At 60.3% G+C, this 16,649-nt stretch carries 23 protein-coding genes; 1 reads left to right on the top strand and 22 read right to left on the bottom strand.

What is annotated here, in order from left to right; genetic code table 11:
• Positions 1-96: 96 nt before the first annotated feature.
• The 5 genes from ACIQUB_RS06325 to ACIQUB_RS06305 are packed head-to-tail and all read right to left on the bottom strand — an operon-like array spanning position 97 to position 2,386.
• Positions 97-441 (bottom strand): hypothetical protein, encoded by a 345-nt coding sequence (locus ACIQUB_RS06325; RefSeq protein WP_402928956.1) that lies wholly within the window; start codon positions 439-441, stop codon positions 97-99.
• Positions 425-880: a hypothetical protein gene (locus ACIQUB_RS06320; protein WP_402928954.1), complete on the bottom strand. Its 456-nt coding sequence runs from the start codon at positions 878-880 to the stop codon at positions 425-427. Before ACIQUB_RS06320 ends, ACIQUB_RS06325 begins: the two co-directional genes overlap by 17 nt.
• Positions 880-1,212, bottom strand: coding sequence for a hypothetical protein (locus ACIQUB_RS06315; RefSeq protein WP_402928952.1), 333 nt, complete (start codon positions 1,210-1,212; stop codon positions 880-882). Before ACIQUB_RS06315 ends, ACIQUB_RS06320 begins: the two co-directional genes overlap by 1 nt.
• Positions 1,194-1,625, bottom strand: a complete 432-nt coding sequence (locus ACIQUB_RS06310) for a hypothetical protein (protein ID WP_402928950.1) — start codon at positions 1,623-1,625, stop codon at positions 1,194-1,196. The genes ACIQUB_RS06315 and ACIQUB_RS06310 overlap by 19 nt, the downstream gene beginning before the upstream one ends.
• Complete coding sequence (locus tag ACIQUB_RS06305; protein ID WP_402928948.1) at positions 1,625-2,386, bottom strand: lysozyme; 762 nt, start codon at positions 2,384-2,386, stop codon at positions 1,625-1,627. The genes ACIQUB_RS06310 and ACIQUB_RS06305 overlap by 1 nt, the downstream gene beginning before the upstream one ends.
• Positions 2,387-2,533: 147 nt before the next feature.
• On the opposite strand from ACIQUB_RS06305, the gene ACIQUB_RS06300 reads away from it, so the two are divergent.
• Complete coding sequence (locus tag ACIQUB_RS06300) at positions 2,534-3,625, top strand: acyltransferase family protein (RefSeq protein WP_402928946.1); 1,092 nt, start codon at positions 2,534-2,536, stop codon at positions 3,623-3,625.
• Positions 3,626-3,631: 6 nt separating this feature from the next.
• On the opposite strand, the gene ACIQUB_RS06295 is transcribed toward ACIQUB_RS06300, so the two are convergent.
• The 17 genes from ACIQUB_RS06295 to ACIQUB_RS06215 form a co-directional block, all read right to left on the bottom strand.
• The gene (locus tag ACIQUB_RS06295; protein ID WP_402928945.1) at positions 3,632-4,192 is read right to left on the bottom strand and encodes a hypothetical protein; all 561 of its coding nucleotides are present in this window, start codon (positions 4,190-4,192) and stop codon (positions 3,632-3,634) included.
• Between the two features lie 8 nt (positions 4,193-4,200).
• On the bottom strand, positions 4,201-5,190 hold the full coding sequence (locus ACIQUB_RS06290; RefSeq protein ID WP_402928944.1) for a tail fiber protein: 990 nt from the start codon (positions 5,188-5,190) through the stop codon (positions 4,201-4,203).
• Between the two features lie 2 nt (positions 5,191-5,192).
• A complete protein-coding gene (locus tag ACIQUB_RS06285) occupies positions 5,193-6,068 on the bottom strand; it encodes a hypothetical protein (RefSeq protein WP_402928942.1) in 876 nt (291 codons plus the stop codon).
• 15 nt (positions 6,069-6,083) lie between these two features.
• The gene (locus ACIQUB_RS06280) at positions 6,084-6,872 is read right to left on the bottom strand and encodes a hypothetical protein (RefSeq protein ID WP_402928940.1); all 789 of its coding nucleotides are present in this window, start codon (positions 6,870-6,872) and stop codon (positions 6,084-6,086) included.
• Positions 6,862-7,944: a baseplate J/gp47 family protein gene (locus ACIQUB_RS06275; RefSeq protein ID WP_402928939.1), complete on the bottom strand. Its 1,083-nt coding sequence runs from the start codon at positions 7,942-7,944 to the stop codon at positions 6,862-6,864. Before ACIQUB_RS06275 ends, ACIQUB_RS06280 begins: the two co-directional genes overlap by 11 nt.
• Positions 7,916-8,446: a phage GP46 family protein gene (locus ACIQUB_RS06270; RefSeq protein WP_402928937.1), complete on the bottom strand. Its 531-nt coding sequence runs from the start codon at positions 8,444-8,446 to the stop codon at positions 7,916-7,918. Before ACIQUB_RS06270 ends, ACIQUB_RS06275 begins: the two co-directional genes overlap by 29 nt.
• A gap of 8 nt (positions 8,447-8,454) precedes the next feature.
• Entirely contained in the window at positions 8,455-8,871 is a 417-nt protein-coding gene (locus ACIQUB_RS06265) for a phage baseplate assembly protein (protein ID WP_402928936.1), read from the bottom strand.
• Entirely contained in the window at positions 8,868-9,923 is a 1,056-nt protein-coding gene (locus ACIQUB_RS06260) for a phage baseplate assembly protein (RefSeq protein ID WP_402928935.1), read from the bottom strand. The genes ACIQUB_RS06265 and ACIQUB_RS06260 overlap by 4 nt, the downstream gene beginning before the upstream one ends.
• Complete coding sequence (locus ACIQUB_RS06255; protein ID WP_402928933.1) at positions 9,923-10,546, bottom strand: hypothetical protein; 624 nt, start codon at positions 10,544-10,546, stop codon at positions 9,923-9,925. The genes ACIQUB_RS06260 and ACIQUB_RS06255 overlap by 1 nt, the downstream gene beginning before the upstream one ends.
• Before the next feature lie 14 nt (positions 10,547-10,560).
• Positions 10,561-11,019, bottom strand: coding sequence for a DNA circularization N-terminal domain-containing protein (locus tag ACIQUB_RS06250; protein WP_402928932.1), 459 nt, complete (start codon positions 11,017-11,019; stop codon positions 10,561-10,563).
• 8 nt (positions 11,020-11,027) lie between these two features.
• A complete protein-coding gene (locus ACIQUB_RS06245) occupies positions 11,028-12,953 on the bottom strand; it encodes a phage tail tape measure protein (protein WP_402928931.1) in 1,926 nt (641 codons plus the stop codon).
• 136 nt (positions 12,954-13,089) lie between these two features.
• Positions 13,090-13,419, bottom strand: a complete 330-nt coding sequence (locus ACIQUB_RS06240) for a hypothetical protein (RefSeq protein WP_402928929.1) — start codon at positions 13,417-13,419, stop codon at positions 13,090-13,092.
• Positions 13,419-13,793, bottom strand: coding sequence for a phage tail tube protein (locus tag ACIQUB_RS06235; RefSeq protein ID WP_402928928.1), 375 nt, complete (start codon positions 13,791-13,793; stop codon positions 13,419-13,421). The genes ACIQUB_RS06240 and ACIQUB_RS06235 overlap by 1 nt, the downstream gene beginning before the upstream one ends.
• 41 nt (positions 13,794-13,834) lie before the next feature.
• Positions 13,835-15,340 carry a hypothetical protein gene (locus tag ACIQUB_RS06230; protein ID WP_402928926.1) on the bottom strand — a complete coding sequence of 502 codons (1,506 nt, stop codon included), beginning with the start codon at positions 15,338-15,340 and terminating at the stop codon, positions 13,835-13,837.
• A complete protein-coding gene (locus ACIQUB_RS06225; protein ID WP_402928924.1) occupies positions 15,341-15,529 on the bottom strand; it encodes a hypothetical protein in 189 nt (62 codons plus the stop codon). It abuts the gene before it with no gap.
• Between the two features lie 16 nt (positions 15,530-15,545).
• Positions 15,546-16,259, bottom strand: coding sequence for a hypothetical protein (locus tag ACIQUB_RS06220; RefSeq protein WP_402928923.1), 714 nt, complete (start codon positions 16,257-16,259; stop codon positions 15,546-15,548).
• Positions 16,259-16,645: a hypothetical protein gene (locus ACIQUB_RS06215; protein ID WP_402928921.1), complete on the bottom strand. Its 387-nt coding sequence runs from the start codon at positions 16,643-16,645 to the stop codon at positions 16,259-16,261. Before ACIQUB_RS06215 ends, ACIQUB_RS06220 begins: the two co-directional genes overlap by 1 nt.
• Positions 16,646-16,649 lie beyond the last annotated feature (4 nt).

Genomic DNA, 16,649 nt, shown 5'->3' with positions numbered 1-16,649 from the left:
TTACAGGGGCGTAATCTTGCTGTGGCTGAACTGGAAAGCAACCGCAAATTTCAAATAGCGTTACCAAGGAGGCCGTTGAGCCGCGCTCCTTTAGGATCATCGCTTCCGTGCCATCTCAAGGATAAGCTTGTCGAGAGACCCTGCTAAGCCTTCCACTTCGTCCCCCAGCGCCTCTACCCTTCGGCAAAGCATGTGCACGCCATCTTTCGCCAAGACGCGCTGTGCTTCCAACTCATGCGTGAGGCGATCAACTGCTGCCGTGGCGTTCACCAAAGCCGTCGGATCAACGATGACAGCCGCTACCTGAGCGGCCGCGCCGCTCTTAACTGGAGATGCTTTCTCGCCGACTGTCAGCCCCAGCCAGCGCACGGCGATGATGACTGCGAGCGTCGCGCCCAGTGTGACCAAAGCAACCGGCGGCAGATCAACCAGCTTTTCCATTCCTTATTTCCCCTTGGTCATGAGCTGCACGGTGGATGTTGACAAGTTCGCCGACCGCAAAGAGCGGATAGATGGCGAGCCAGGTGCTCAAGACATTCGAGGATGCATAGCAGTATGTAATGCCGACCCAGATGAGACAGCCTATGCCTGCTGATACCTGCCGGATCATCGGAGTGACGTTCTTACGAGCGCCGTTGACGATGAGGCCACCGACACGCAGCGCGCCGAGCAGCACCATGATCCAACCAAGCAATGCTTCATTCCGGAATATATCCCTGAACCCCGACCAGGCAGGCTGATCGAAAAGATGGTCGCTCAGTATAAGGACGACGCCCCACGCAGCCGTGTGGCTGGCATAGAACCATTCCATCATGCGTGCGCCGAACCGGTGTTTGACGCGTATCCACACGCCAGGTCCGACGTAAGGCTCCGAGGCCATCAGTTCGACCCTCCGTGTTGCTGAAGTTCGGCGAGACGTCGATTGTAATCTTCGGCCCAGGCACCGCAGTCGACCGCCTTCCGATCCCGGTCATCGGCCGATACCTGCCAACGCCAATTGTGGATGACCCACGGCTCGTCCGCATCGACCACGCGATCGACCTTTGCCGTACACGAACCAGGAAGGACGAGTTTCGGGGGCTGCGCCTTCGTCTGCCCGACCGCCACCGCAGCGGCGTTCAGCCTGATCTGCGCCTTTGCATCGTCTGACGCCGTTTGGCAACCGACCAGTCCCATAGCCAGCGTCACGCCCATCAGTGTTTTGCTTGCCATGCCCGGTCCCTTTCGTTGGGTCGCGACAGACCCGTGTCAGCCATGGCTTCAGCCAACAGCCTCGCTATCGTCGCCTGGTCGGCAGTTTTCTGCCGCTCAGCAGCAAACGCTCTCTCATCGGCCTGGGCCGCCGCCTCGTCAGCCATCCGGCGCAGTGCGCGCTCGCGATCCAGCGTCGCCTTCAGCGCTGCCAACTCGGTCGACGAGGAAAGCTTTTCGATGCGTCCGTCGCAAACGGCCTTCTGTTGAGCAAGTGCAGCCGTGACCACATCCTGAACCTTGCCGTTGACGAGCTGGCCTACAATTGGCATCCGGATGCCCTCATAGGCGAAGAGCATCACGGCAAGGCCGATCGCGAGCCCGAACAGGATAGCGGCAGGGATCTTGATGATATCGGTGAGTTTCCCGAACATCAGATGCCCTTCATGCAGAGGGAGATTTCATCCTTCCGCCTTTCGAAAAGACCGCGGATGACCCGCCCACCCGCCTTGTTGAACCATCCGATCGCCTGACAACCAGCCGCGACCTGGCCGGCATTGAGCCGCCGCACGGCCGTGCTGTTGCCGGCTGTGCCGACACCGATGTTATAGGCCAGCGAGGTATAGGCCGTATCGCGCGTGGCGGGCAGACGATCCCGGATGGTCGCTGGCGTGAAATAGCGATGAAGACCGTCGCGATACTCGGCCACCTTCAGGCGCATTAGCGCCAGGCATTCCGCCATGCTCATCGCCGGCATGCCGATATAGACCTTCATGCCGGCCGCCGTGGTCAATCCACCGCAGATCGTCGGCACGCCGACCATATCGAGATAGGCGACGAGCTTCACCCCTTCCTTCTGAAGAATGAATGGAACCGCTATATCGAGCGTTTCAGCCTCGCTCGCCGGCGCCGCACGCACGGTCGTAGCGAGCAGAAGCGCCAGCAGCGCAAGGACCACGACAACGCCGACGATACGAAACCACTCCCGGATTTTCGACACGCCCTGCTCATAGAGACGGCCCACGATACCGGCGGCCAGCAGCAGTACGCCGAGCCACCAGAAAAAGACGGGATCGGAATCTTCTCCCGTCCATTTGTATTTAAGCTCGGGAAAGATGAGTACCGCCAGGCCGGAGACCTGCATCCAGAAGCTCAAAGAGATCGCGACTACGCGCCGCCAGTTGGTAACGAGCATGGAAAACTCTCCTATTTCGGAAGTTCATATGTTGGAGTTCAGCGCTGACGGAGCGCAGGAAATGTGGTTCATTCCGACCGGGCACCCTTTGCAAAGCGTTCGGCTTTATCTAATAAGTGAAGCCGAAGGTTGTGCAGGGGCAGGTGCATGGACGGGAAGTTGGATTTCATCAACACGCTTCGAGGCGTAGCTATTCTACTGGTGCTGACGGTTCACGCGGGCCAGCATGTCGAGGGCTTTGACACTCTTACTTACTGGGGCGCCCGAGGCGTGCAACTCTTCTTCACCGTGTCGGCGTACACACTGGCCGCATCCTGGGACCGCAGGAACGACGGCGCATTGCCCTTCTACGCTCGCCGCTTTTTCCGGATTGCCCCAGTCTTTTGGCTTGGCATCTGCTTCTACCTTTTTCTTTACGGATATGGGCCTCGACCAACGGCGCCATCGGGCATCGAATTTTGGCATGTTGCGGCAACAGCGACCTTCATGCACGGGTTCTTTCCCACCACGATCAACCTGATCGTTCCTGGCGGATGGTCTATCGCCGTAGAGATGGCGTTCTATGCAATCTTCCCGCTGGTGATCCTCGCCCTTCGTAACGTTCGCTCATCATTGATTGGGTTGGCCATAGCCTACATCGTTTCGGACGCTTGGCTCAGATACTCCCAACTCGCCGTTTCAACAGCATTCCCTGGAAGCGACCCGGCCACGATGGCAGATTTCTGTTTCTTGTCGCTTCCGTCCCAGGTCACCGCGTTTGCGGCAGGGGTTGCGGCATACCGCATCCGAGCGGCCGCCAAGTCGGATCTAAAAGGACCGTGGCTTGCAATGGCGAATACAGGACTTGCGCTTGGCATTATGGGCACTGTTAGCGTGATGATTTTCCGTTTGCACGACCTGCCTCTCTACGGCTTGACGTTCGGGGCCATAGTCTTGGCGATGAGTTTTGGAGCCGGGAGACCACTGTCAAACAAGGCGCTCTCCGCTTTTGGGGTAGTTAGCTTCTCCATGTATATTTCGCACTTCTTCCTGCTCGACCAGATTACCTCTTTCGGTCAGGCGTTAGGATTGCAGGGAACGTACCAGTTTGCCTTCGTATGGATAGGCACTGCTGCCGCCTGCCTCATCGTGTGCAGCGCTATCTACAGGCTGATCGAGGTTCCATCGATGACCCTTGGCAGGGTTGTTGCCAAGGCGATATCGCAAACGAATGCGAAAGAGAGTTTGGCTGTATCCTAACTTCAATTAGGCCATCTCTTCGAGAACAACTGCCGCCGCCTCCAAAGGATAACCCATTATCGCGTCGGCTCTTTCAGCGCCGACGATAGCCGTGATGATCGCCTTGAATTTAGTAAAAGCGTCCGTCCCCGTAGTGAAGGATGTCGCCTTATTGATCATGTTGCGGGTTTTCGCTGGCGCGGCGTCGACGCCATCCTGAATGAGCTCTGCTTCGCTCTCCGTCATTCGGTCCCACGGCAGGTCAGCAGGCAGCGTATATTCGGTCGGGATCACCGGTGGCGGCTCGACATTTGTAAGCCCTTGCTCAGACGGGTCGCCAATGAATGAGATATAAACAAGGGCGCCCGTCGATACGATCCACCAGGTCTCGCCACGATGATCCTCGAGTTGACCCCAAGCTTCCTGATCGAGGTTCCAAACGCGCGCGTACCCTGCGACCGCGACCGGGGGCGCCACGATGGTTGCGTGGGCAGGTATCACGACAACGCCCGGCTCGAGCGGACTTTCATCCGCTTCGGACGCAGTGAGAAATTCGAGAGTGGCGGGATGATAGTGATAGATTTCCATCTCAGACCTCAAAATTTGATGCAGAATGCGGTCGCAACGTTACGTCCACGCGTTTCCGCGCTGACCCTTGGCGCGCCATTTGCAAAGTCCGTGACTGGCTGCTGAACGCCAACACTGTCGGTATTCAGACCGTTGTTCGCCGTATTGGTCGCGGCGGGCTGCGGGGCAGAACCGACGCCTCCTGCTGACGAGAGAATCAATCGGTGCCAGTGACCTTGGAAGGTGTCGTGCTGATATGAGCCGAACACACGGCTAAGATCGACGCCACGCGTATCATCCCACCCGCGAAGATGCTCGCCCCGGAGATCCGGGACGTTGAAGGTCGTTGATCCATCCCCCAACCCCCAAAGGCTACGGGTGTATGAGTGGGTTCCCGATTGAGCACCTGTCGTAGTCACGGCCGTGCCCAACTGCTGGTTTGCCTGGGTGCTTGCCAAGCGGAAGGTGTTGGCATCGACATAGATGACAAAGAAATCCGACGTCGTGTTCAAACCTGTCGGCAGCGCACCGGTGGTACTCAGACGGAGGCGCTCGCCACCGACAAAGCCGTGGCCGGCTCTTGTTATGACCGCAGGAGCAGCGATCGACACCGTGAATGTCTGCGCGCTGAAGCCCTGGTTGGTGACGAGCTCGGCAAACAGGGCGGCATAGGTGGTCCTGGAATATGCTGCTCCGTTCGCTTTCAATGCCCCGGCCGGCGCAATGGGGGTTGCCATCGGCATGATGAGGCCGACGGGGACCTGATTACGCAACGATGCAATCAGCCCCGCCACCGTTCCAAGCTTTAGTGCCGCGCCGGTCATGTACAGAAGTTTGTCGGTATCATCGAAACTGTTGTCGATGGTTCCCGCCCCGAGCTTCCCGACGAGATCGTACAGGTCGAGAATGTCGCCAATCGACAGACGTGTTGCTGCCCCAGCCCCGTTTACAGCGGGGACAACGTGGTTGCGCGTAGCTGCATCCGGATTGAGCTCATTGATGAGTACGATATCGTCCATGACTACAACCATGCCTGATAGAAAATGTTTCCGCCGTCGCCCTGGTTCGATGTGCGCCGATAGAAGCAGCCAATCGAGTAGCGGTCGTTCACCTCGACGCCGGTATCAACCTCACAGTTCGCAGTGTTGTGATCCAGGATGGCTGTGGTGGCCTTCGTTGCCACCAAGGGCCGGCGTGCCCAGTTCAACGTCACGGGAGTGGAGGCGGCTCCGCCAAACGGCGTTGCATTCACTGTCACCATGCCGTCAGCGCTCATCCGGTTCTTGTTCACCAGGCTCGTGATGGTCGGGCCGTTGGACGCATTCGTGACGACGCGTGCGACAAGCATATTGTCGTAGGCGCTATCGAAAGCAGCGTTACCTTCGGCTAGGCCGCCGGGGTTGTATGTCCCGTCGGCGAGATCCTTCAGCACGAACCCCGTGTCCGGCGCCCAGCGCAAGTGATAGGTCTTGCTGGCCATCGTCACGAAGTCGGTCTGCACCGTCGTCACGAGGAATATGCCACGGTGGATGAAGTTGTATCCCGCCGGCACACGCACCTGACCGGCACCAGGTGAAATAATCGGGATGATGCCATCCGAAGCCTGCACTTCTGGAAAGATCGGCAGGCGAACGCGAGCCTGCGTCATCAGAACGTAGTTGGGATCGCCGGCGCCGCCAGTAGCGGCCGCGATAAGGTGATTGATCGCCTGGAGAAGCTGCGTGAGGTCGGCATTCGACGCGGAGAGACCTGCGGCATCAATGACGGCCATGATTTCACGCTGCGGATACTCGATTGCGGCCGCCGGCACGCGAGAGCCTGATGTCGCTGCAGGCGTGTTGCGATCCGCGAACGGAGCATTGGGATCGGCACTGCCGTAGGGAGGGTTGTACTTCATCTTTTCCTCAAACAGTTAGATGATGACGCCGATGATGTTGCCGTGCTCGTCGCCGAGAACCCGACCGGTACCGTCGCCGATTGCGGCGTAGTTGATCCATGGAGCAAGAACCGGAAGCGTCCACGCCGGCGCCATCTTGCGTAGAAGGCAAAGAAGCTGCTCGGACGCCCCGAAGGAAAACAGCGGGTCGTATCCCGCCTCGCCGACACCAGCCTCGAAATAGCTGATGGCAGTGTCCCTCACCCTGACGATCCAGTAGGTTTCCTCATACGAAGGCCCGACCGTGTGGCGGCCGGCGATCTCGGAAAAGCCGCATTCGAAGATCGCCGGCTCTTCGATCTCGATCTCGAAACCATAGTCGAGCGCCAGGCGAACGAATTCTTCCGGATGGTTGACCCCCTCGGCACGAACCTTCCGGCTGAGCGACATCATGCGCTGCGCCGTGGTCTGCTCGGTGAGCGCGAAGCATGGTTCGGGCAATCCATGATCGTTCTCCCATTCGGGAAGCAACTCGGTGATGCCCTGCAGACTTGCTTCGCGCGTCAAGGCGAAGGCTCTGGCATAAAGCCATACGAAGGGATCGAGCAGCACGCGCGTGAAGCGGGCGAGCATTGATCCGAGCGACACCGCTGCTCCGTCCGGCGACCCCCAGGCTGGACCTGTCGGCCACATCGAAAGAGCTGCGGTGATCAGATCGTCATTCGCCGGCGCCGCAAGCGCGTCGTAGGGAGAAGGCAATGCCTCTCCACCATCTATGTCGCGCGCCGAGCGGGTGATCGTGTTGAAGGCAGGACTACGCGCCATAGGTCATCGCCCCCGGAACCGGAAACTGTCCATTCGTCATGATCACATCGTCGAGCGGCAAGGCCAGAACGTGCCGATCCTCGCCGGTCGCCTCGGATATGGCCTCCGATATCCATGAACGGGACACTGCGAAGGTGTCACCAGCTATGCCCGGCCGGCATTTCTCGATGTACATGGCCGCGATCGCCGTCTCGATCGACTGCCGGACATCGGCAGTGTCGTTGCTCAAACCGTTTATGATGATGTCGATCGGTCGCGGCGTCGGAGCAACTACCACGCTGTCATCGATCCGGATCAACCTTGCGGCCTCGATCGCGCCTTGCACCGTCGTCACGTCCCCGGCCGAGGGGATGGAATTCGGGCGCCCATCGAACAGGAAGAACACCGCGATGAAGCCGGGAGCGAGGGACTGACGGAAAGCCCACGCCTTGATGACGCCGGGCACCGAGAGCGCAATCTCTTCATAGTCCGAGAGCTTTCCGCCACCTGGCGGATTGCGCTTCCGATGGAGCGCCCTCGCCCGCAAGCTGTCATCGTCCTCGACATCTGCCCCGCCGCCAAGGCCATCGGCGCCGACGAGAAACTCGCTCGACAAGGCGGGATAGAGGACAGGATCAGCTACGGTCAGAACGCCATCGACATCCCGATTGGTTTGGGAGCCGGTCGCTTCCGATTTGACGGAGAAGATGACATCGCCCAACGGGCTGGCAGATGCAGGCGTCACCGTGATGTAGGTCGTGTTCCCTGAAATGAACCTGACGCCGCCGGGATAGGTGACGTTTGGCGCGCCGGTTCCGACGATCTTGCCGGCTGCGGCCGAGGCTGGCTTGCGGTAGATACCGACATCGCTGGCGTGCAATGCGAGAAACTGGCCAGTCGCCGTCGATACGAACAACTGCTTGGCCAGAAATGCCATGCGCAGTTCGAATTCATGCGAGAGTGCGGCGAGCACCTTCACGACGACAGTAACGAAGTTGTTCTTCAGCGCAGAATCTGTACCCGGCATATACTGACGGAAGCGACCGCGAATACGCGCAGACGCATCACTGAGAGAGCGGATTGCCCACGCCATCTATCTGTCTCCAGAGAAGTTCGAATTTCGAGCTGTAAACTTGCGAGCCGTTGCGGCCATAAAGCGCAACGGCAAGAACGAGCCGATTGATGCCGATGGTCGCTGTCACGTCGACCTTGGCGACGGCACCCTGATCGACCAGCGGCTGAAGCGCCTCGCGAGCGTAGTCCTGCGCTTTTATCTCGATGCCGGGATACAGGGCAGATCGGCGAAGGAGCCACAATCTCGACCCGATCGGCGTCTCTCCATCGACCACATCGAAACTGTCGCCGATCCATCCACGGTTCTCGTCGCCGTCTCTCAGCTCGCTTGCCTCGACCCGCCGGTCCGTCATGAGGCAAATCAAAACCTGCGTGGCGAGCCCCTGCTCGGCGCGCAGATCACCTGGTGCGTCGACATGATCCAAAGGGTTCAAGATCAAGTCGCCAACGATCCCGTCCCACCCGAGATCAGGCGCACGGTAGGGCTCTTCGGCCTCGTCGACCGGAATGATCTTCAGCATGCGATGTCTCAATGCGAGTGGTGGTTGGTGTTGCCGAGCTCGTCGATGATGGTTCCCGATGCATGGATGTTTCCATCCACCTCGAGATTTCCGACAAGCTCCAGCAAAGGCGCAACGATGCGGATCTTTGTGCCGACGAGGCTGATGATGTTTCCTGAAGCGTCGTAGATCGCCGTTCCGCCACCCGGCAGATCGGAGGGGCGATGCGCCTGGTGCTCGCCGCCGATGACATAAGCCTCATCAGGGTTGCCATTCGGCGACAGAAGCAGCGCCTTCGCACCCTTGACAGGAGACGAGGCGAAACCGTGAGACTCGATGCGGTGGATGCGGCTGTTACCGTCGGCGTAGAGACCGCGACCGGTGACGAACTGCTGGCCGCCGCTTTCCTCATTGTTGCCATCGAGTTCGATACGCTTTCCGCTCATTCGTCTTCCCAATCGACGGTGATGGCGCCCGGCGCCGAATAGACGGTTGCGGTCTTGCCGCGAGGATTTTCGCCACCAAGGGCGCGGGGGTCGGCCAAGGACAGGGTCGCAATTGTGCCCGGCCCGCCATCACTGGTGTCCTGCGTCAGCGAGACGCCCTTGATGACCATCATACCCTCGATGCCGATCCATGGATCCTCGACGTAGACGAGCCAGTTGCGGTCCCAGATCTTGCCACTGCTGTCGCGCCACCCCGTGATCGTGGCTGATGCAGTCGAAGCAAAGCCCGCGCCGCGCTTGGCTCCCCATTCCGCACGCGTCTTCTGGCGATCGACGGTTGTTTCGCCCTCGTGCAGGATGACCAGCGGCCGAGAGCGCTTGACGCCGCTGTCCTTTGCGACGCTCTGGCCACGCAGCTGCTGCTTGTCGGTTCCGTGCGTTGCCTGGCCGCGCACCTTCACCTCGCTATACCGGCCGCGCTCCGTCAATTCCGACGATGCCTGCTCGATGTTCACGCCCCAGATGAGACCACCGGTGTGCGTGCCCTCCGGCTTGGTCGCCAGCTTCAGCCGCCCTTTCGGCGTATCGTAAATAAGGATGCCGCGACCGCGCGCCCGGCGTTCGATCGTCGAGAACAAGGTTTCGCCATCCCGGACCTTATGGCGCGGCTCCTTCGGGAACTTGGTGCCATCGGTCTCTATCCCGATCTTCAGGCTATCCAGTTCCTTGGCAATCGCCGCGAGATCCTTTTCGATGACCTCGCCCGTCGGATGTTCTATCGAGCACTCCGTCGCATCGACCGTACGCGAACACACTGTCACGACGAGGGTGCGCTCGGTTGCCGTGTGGCCGGGCCTGACATCACGGACATATCCGGTCAGCAGCACATCGGCGCCGGCGGTGATCACCGTCTCCTGCCCTGGAGACACCGGCACGGTCTCGCCGACCGGAACGACGGTGATCTCGGCAGTTCGCACCGCCTCCTCGGCCGAAAGGTTAACGGTGATGGAGATGATCTGCGGCAGCCCGCTTGCGCTAATAATTTCGAGCATCACGACGCCAGCGCATCAAAAACAGTTGGCATCACCAGCGGCGTTCCCGACCCCGCGATATCCACCAAGCCACCAGCTCGGTTTGCATCGCCGTAAAGTTGATAGGCGAGAACCGTGGAAGGGAGAGACACACCCGTCGACGCCTTGACGATCGGCGCGGCATCTGCCGCAAGGTCGGATATGATCCTGCACGAGATCGCCGTGATCGCGGTTAGCCATGCATAGAGGTCCGCTCCGTCGGCTCCCAACTGCGTCATGGCGTCAACGCCGCGATCTCCAGCCGCCGAGACCCGGGCGCGCGCGCGTCGCGCAGCCGGACGTGACGGCCATGACGGGCGGCAGCCTGCCACGGCGAGCGCCATGCTCGACATGATCGCAATCGCGTCGCCAGTGGCCCCGGTCGCTGCAACGCTTTGCGCCAGACGGTCGAAATCGGCTGGACTGTCCACGCTCTCGGCAATGACCCGCATCATCAGAAAGGCTTCGGTGGCGAAGCTTTCCGCATCGAGATCTGGAGCCTCGGCAATCCTGAGCGCAAGATCGGTGGCATCTTCGTTGTCGACCACGATGGCGGCAGACAGGTCCGCCAGCCACGACAGGATCGTGCCTTTATCTGCCGCCATCATGAACCTCGGTATCAGAAGAGTTTTGCAAATTGCGCTGCAGCCGCCGCAAAGCCGTTGGCGACCGTCGCCGTCAAATCGCCGATCGACAGAACAATTCCGCCGGCCGTCAAAGCGGGGATGAAGGTCACATCGAAGCCGACATAACCGTGCTTGTCTTTTGCCCGCGAGCGACGGAAATCCTGCGCCGTCGCGAGCATTCCGCCGTCCATCGGCATGATCAGGAGCCCCGGCCCGTCCGCAAGGATAACGGCCTCAAGAGCCAAGGCCTGAACGTCCGCCAGATCGCTGACCAGATACATCGTCACACCGAAGCTTTTGGACATCAAGCCAAGCTCTTCGATGACAGGTCGCTTGCCCCCGGCGTATTCGTGCAATGCAAGACGTTTGCCGCCGGACAGATCCTCGTAGTCGACCCAGAAGGGAACCCCGCGATAGCTCGCAGGGCGCAGTGTTTTCGCCCAATCTCGCATGGTCTCTCCTAGAAGCCTCCGCCACCGCCGCCCGGCTGTGATGCGGTGGATGGCATGGACGGCCCGGTGTTCGCGTTAACGCGCGGCCCCGGTGTCGTCAGCCGGCTCGCAGTGACGCCGGCGGCCTGCAGCTGTTTGGCCGCTGACAGAATTGCGGACGCGATACTTGCACCGGCTTCCGACAAGGCTGCGGCAGAGGACTTTATAGAATCACCTGCCTCGCGCCCGCCATCCGCGACCTTCTGCCCCGCCTCGTCGCCGGACTGCTTCAGGCCGGTTGCGTCGATTTTCAGCGCCTCCTTGAATTCCTCTTTCGAGGGAATGCGGAAGAACTCTGCCAAGGCGCCTGATAATCCAGGTCCACTCGCGGGCATGCCGGCGGTCTTTGCCCGCTGAAGGTCCAGTCGATTTTCGTTGTTCCGACTATCGGCGTATTGACCGTAAATTTCTGCTGCACTCAGCCTAACCGGCGCCGAGGCTCCCGGCCGAGAGCCCGGGACAGGAACACCTGTCTGAGGCAGCTTGCGGGGATCGAGGTGGCGATCTCCACCGGGGAACTCCGGAAGCTGCGGCCCCTGCGGCATGTTGGGCCCCTGCCGCATGCGGTTGATAAACGCAGGGTCTCGGTAGCCACCGGCCAATGCCAGCTTATCGGCGCGATCTCTGGCGCTCTTGCTACCAAGCGACGCCGCATACTCGTTGATCGGCGCCATCCAAGAATCTAAAGACCAGAAACCTTTGCCGTTCTTTGCCAGCCCTTGCTGAACGGCTGTGTTGTAGTCGATGGAATTCGACACCGTGTCCATTGCTGGAACCGCTGGCACTGAAATCGCCTTACCGGCACTATTCATCAATTTGTCCCAGCTGCTCGATAACCGATCAATGCTCGCCTGAGCATCTCCGGTAACGCGGGCCAGATCTTTTAGAACGGTACCATCGACTTCCGAGCTGTTCACCGTGTCGATAAACTTCTTGTAGCTATCCGCGCTGGTCATCAGCGACTGCATGCCGAGGCGAAACTGCTCGTCGGTAAACAACAATGGCAGTTTGCTGAGATCGCCCTTGATCGCCTCCTTCGAAATCCGAACGAAAGCGGCGACGGTATCCTCCCCGCTTTTGCGGGCCGCATCCATCTCCTTCCGGAGGTCGATACCCATCTTGGAAAATTTGGTCGCCGTGTCTGCCGAGTAGATCTTGCCAAAGATGTTCTGCGCGTAAGTCGCAGCTGATGATGCCGAGCCCGTATCCTCACGGATCGTCTGCAGGATTGCGACCAGCTTCTTGAGGCCATCCTCACCCGTGTATCCGAGCGAGGAAAACGAGTTTGCCAGATCCGGAATATAGGTCGCCATGTCCTTCAACTCAAACTGGCCGGCCTTGCCGCCCGCGACCATGATGTCGAAAGCATGCTGCATCTGACCGGTTTCGAGTTTGAGCGCCGAAGCCGCCTTGATCGCTGTATTGGCGATATCGTCGGTCGCCGCACCCGATGCCTGCGCCGTCGCCAGCACGGATGGCAGAAAGGCCATGGCCTCCTTGAGATCCATGCCGGACGCAACAAGCGTGTCGAGCGCGGTCACGCCGCTCTCGACGCCCATGGCAAGCTGTTTGGTGACAGCCTGGATCTCGGTAAACGCTGCCTTCGTCTCCTCGGCACTGGCGTTGGCCGTGATCCCGATCCTGGTCATCTCACGCTCGACCGCGGCGAAGTCTGTCAGCGCCTTCTTTGCCCCGTAGGCCAGCGCTGCCGGCGCGGCGTAGCGCAACATCGCACCAAAGGCCGCCTGCGACCCGCGCGTCAACATACTCTGCTGACGGTTGAGCGCTTCGGCGCGGCGATTGATCTCGCCCATCTTGCCGGCCACGGCCTTGAACGTCTGGCCGGTCTTGTCGACCGCCGAAATCCGCAGCTGTGCTTCAACGGTGCGTGTCACGTTTTCGTTCGCTTCCCAAATTCAAGCAGGCGAGACGCCCAGTAAAAGATCTGCCGGGCGGTCATTGTCTCGACACGACCGGCATCCCATCCGCATTTGAAAACAAGCCAGTCGGCGATGTCGTCCAGCTCTCCGCCTACATCGGAAAAAAATCGAGAACCGCCTTTTCAAGCTTCAAGGCGTCAACCACCGAAAGGCTGGAAAGGAATTCATAGCCGGGCTCGACCACGAGCTCCTGCAGGTATGAATCGACCACGCCGGGATAGCTGACGACAACCGGGCCATGGGGGCTCGGCTGCCATTCGCGCGGCTTGCCGCGGCCTTGCATGAAGATCTCGCTATAGGTCGGCTCCCGGAGCTTGACCTCCGAGAACGTCTTGTCGTGGACGGTGTACTGCTTCGACAGCGGGACAATGCCCTTCGGTGGCTTAATCGTCTCTTCGGTGACGGGCTCCTCGGCGGCCATTAGGCGTCACTCCGGTTATAGCCTTCGGATGCGATCGAGATCCCGGTCACTTCGCCATTCGCGCGGTTGATCTGCGGATTGCCGACCAGGAATGCCCCGGTGTAATAGTGCGTGACGCCGGTGAAGTCCTCGATGAAGGTTACGTTGAAACGATCCGACTTCATCAGCGCGTCGAGGTTGAGGCCGCGATCAGCGAATGTGATCTCCGCGCTCTTCGCCTGCACGCTGGCGACGCGATCGACCGAACCGTCCTGGTTTGTCACGGCCTCATTGCTCTGGCCGGACGGGTTCAGGTTGAGCGTGCCGCGAAGGCTGAGCGCTTCGCCGGAAGAAAGGCGGGTGGTAATACGACCGCCAAAATCCTTGTTTCCCATAGGATCTATCCCCTAGATGGTGTGTGTGAGAGGAAACGGCGTCAGAGCGACGCCGTCGCGGCCGATGTCGTGAACTGGCTGTAGACCGTGGCGAGGCCGGCGAAGATGTCGAGCGCATTGACGCGGTCCATCGGCAGCTGCGCGTTGACGCGGTTTGGGTTGTCCTGGTCGATGGTGACAACGATGTAGGGCAACACCGACGCCGAGTTCTTCAACACGCCAGGCATGGACTGGTAGGTGTGGAAGAGCGTCGCCTTGATGTCCTTCGGCGTGCTGATGGCGTCGAGGTTCGATGGATTGTCCTGCGCCAGCGCCTTGTTCGAGTGCTCATAGGCAAGATCGGCCCGGAACTTCTTCAGCGCATAGATGACCTGATAGACCGCCTGGATGTCACGGAACGTCGTATCAGGCGCGCCGTTCGTGGTCTGCTGATGCGTGATGATCTTGTCGATCGTCACGTCGCCGTTGCGGTTTACGTTCCAGGTCGAGACGCCGTTCTTCAGCATCGCGTCGCGCGTTGCGTAATCCATCCAGTATGTCCGGTCGCGCGGTGCAAGAACGTCCTGCACGACGAGACCCGTCTGATTGCGGGAAACGTCGCCATTGGCGCCACCGCCGAGCCAGGTCGCGATCCGCCCAACCTGTGCCGCCACCCACATGTAATCGGGGGTCGCAAAGCCGCCAGCGCTGAACATCGGGACCATCGTCAGGTGCCAGTTGTCGCGGGCGAGAGCGAAGGTGGCGAGGTTCGACGAGGTATCCGTCTTGGGATAGAAGTAGTGACCGTAGATCTGCTGTGCGTACGACCAGCGACCCGATACTTCATTGAGGAAGACCATCGCCAGCGCGAGATTGGCGGAATCGCCGAACGCCGACGTGATGATCTCGAATGGGTCGTCGTTCATCGCTGCCAGGACGTTGGCGATCGAGCCGACACCGGCGCCGGGAGTTGCCGTTTGGAAGGTCAGGACACCGGAAAATGCATTCACCGATTCCAGCACCGGAATGTAGATATCCAGACCGGACGCGTAGACCCCTTTGTGCCGCGCCGTGATCGTGACGACCGCTGCAGCCACGCTGGCCGTAAACGGCAGCGAGTAATTCTTCAATCGGTTGTAATAGGCATTGATGGCAGCGCCGAGCGACGCGGCCACCTGCGCCGCCGTGGCGCCGGCCGCAATCTCGATAGAAATCGTCTCGCCTGCAATCTGCAGTACGCCCTGTCCGCCAGCGGCCGGAACGTTCGCAACCGTGATCGTGCGGATTTCGGCCGTGCCGGTATCAGCCACTCGACCTATCCAGATTTCCTGCGCCGGCGCATTGCGACGGGTCGCAAGGAACATCGATTCGAGCATGGAGCCGGCACCCGCCAGACGGCGCGCATCCTCGCGCGTGTTGCAGAGCGCGATGCTGCCCTCGGCGAGCGCACCGGCAGCCAGGCCATAGCCAAGAAGGATCTCGCGCGTTTCCGCTTCGAAGTTGCCGCCGCTCTGCACATCGAAGGTGAAGATCGGCGCTGTCAGTGCGGCAGGAATGTTCGATGCCATTTACTTCTTCCTTGTGCTGGAGCCGGCATCTTCCGGCTGCTCTTCGACTTTGACGAGGTCGCCATCGTTCACGAGACGAACCTCGTATGGGCTGGCGAAATTCACGGACCTGCCATCGGCTGGCCAATCAGGCTGGCTGCCGGGCATGGGAATGCGCAGCCCATCGCGGGGCTTGTAAAGATCAGACATCGGACCCTCCGGGGATCTAGGAAAAATCGACTTTGAAGCCGGGTGTCGGCGCGCCGAAATCGCCGTCGATCCCCTGCAGGGGCACGCGGGCATCTCGGCTGAAATGCGCACCAAGCGACGCAAGCTTCGCCTTGGCATAGGAATTGTCGGGCAGCGCACTGAACACCGTTGCTATCGGCTCGGGCAACCCGTCTGTCTCGCCGCCGAAATCGTCGTCGCGGATCTCGCAGTGAAACCGCATCGTGACCCGCTGCCAGCGAAGCCCGAGGTTGGGGACCGCGAAGGTCTGCGCCTCGATCTTGATGATATGATTGACGAGGTACCGCCAGATACCACCCGACTGACTGCGCTCGAGGAGATATCGAACCTGCGAGCAAAGGGCGGCGAGAACGAGCCTCGCTTCCGGATCGGTTTCCGCCATGGCATCGGCGAATTCCCCCTGATCGTCACGACTGGCGACCGCCAGCTCGGCGACGATGTCGAGCATCGCATCGGCGACGACGTCATCCACGGACGCCAGTGGCCCGCGAAGCGACACACCGCTCTCTGGCGTATAGAGAGCCAGAACCGGCGTGTAGCCGCTGGTTCGATCGAGGTCCTCGAGCGACGCCGCCCGACTGTCGAACACCCGCGAACCAGCCAGCGTCGGGAACCCGCCGCCAGCCTCCGCCGCCGCCGTCGGGCACAGAACCTCGATCGCGGCCAGTCTCAAAGCCTCGGCAGACAGCATCACGCCCTCGTCAGATACCAGGCAGGCCGCGGCGTGCCGTCTTGTTCCTTGGCGGCGATTTTCCATGTCGTGCCAACAGCGACGACGAAATCACCCTTGACCGGCAGATATGGCCACGCGCCGATATGTGCGGTGAGCACCGCGTCATACGACACTGTACCGTTTCTGATCCCGGTATCCGACGAGAGATGCCGTGGAATGCGATCGCTCGGGGGTTCCAGATCGATGGTACCTATGAAATCGAAGGCGATCCGATCAGGGTCGTTGCTGGCACCGTGGTTTGCCGTGATCCCGGCTTTGCGCGGCTGCAACCGACATGACGTGTAGTCGAAGATGTCGGCGCAGGCCTGCAGTGTGAAGGCGCGCGCCGCTTCCCAGTCAACCACCGGA

It is taken from the genome of Rhizobium sp. NPDC090275 (genome assembly GCF_044772225.1).
Classification (GTDB): domain Bacteria; phylum Pseudomonadota; class Alphaproteobacteria; order Rhizobiales; family Rhizobiaceae; genus Rhizobium.
This window is presented reverse-complemented; position numbering and strand designations above follow the sequence as displayed.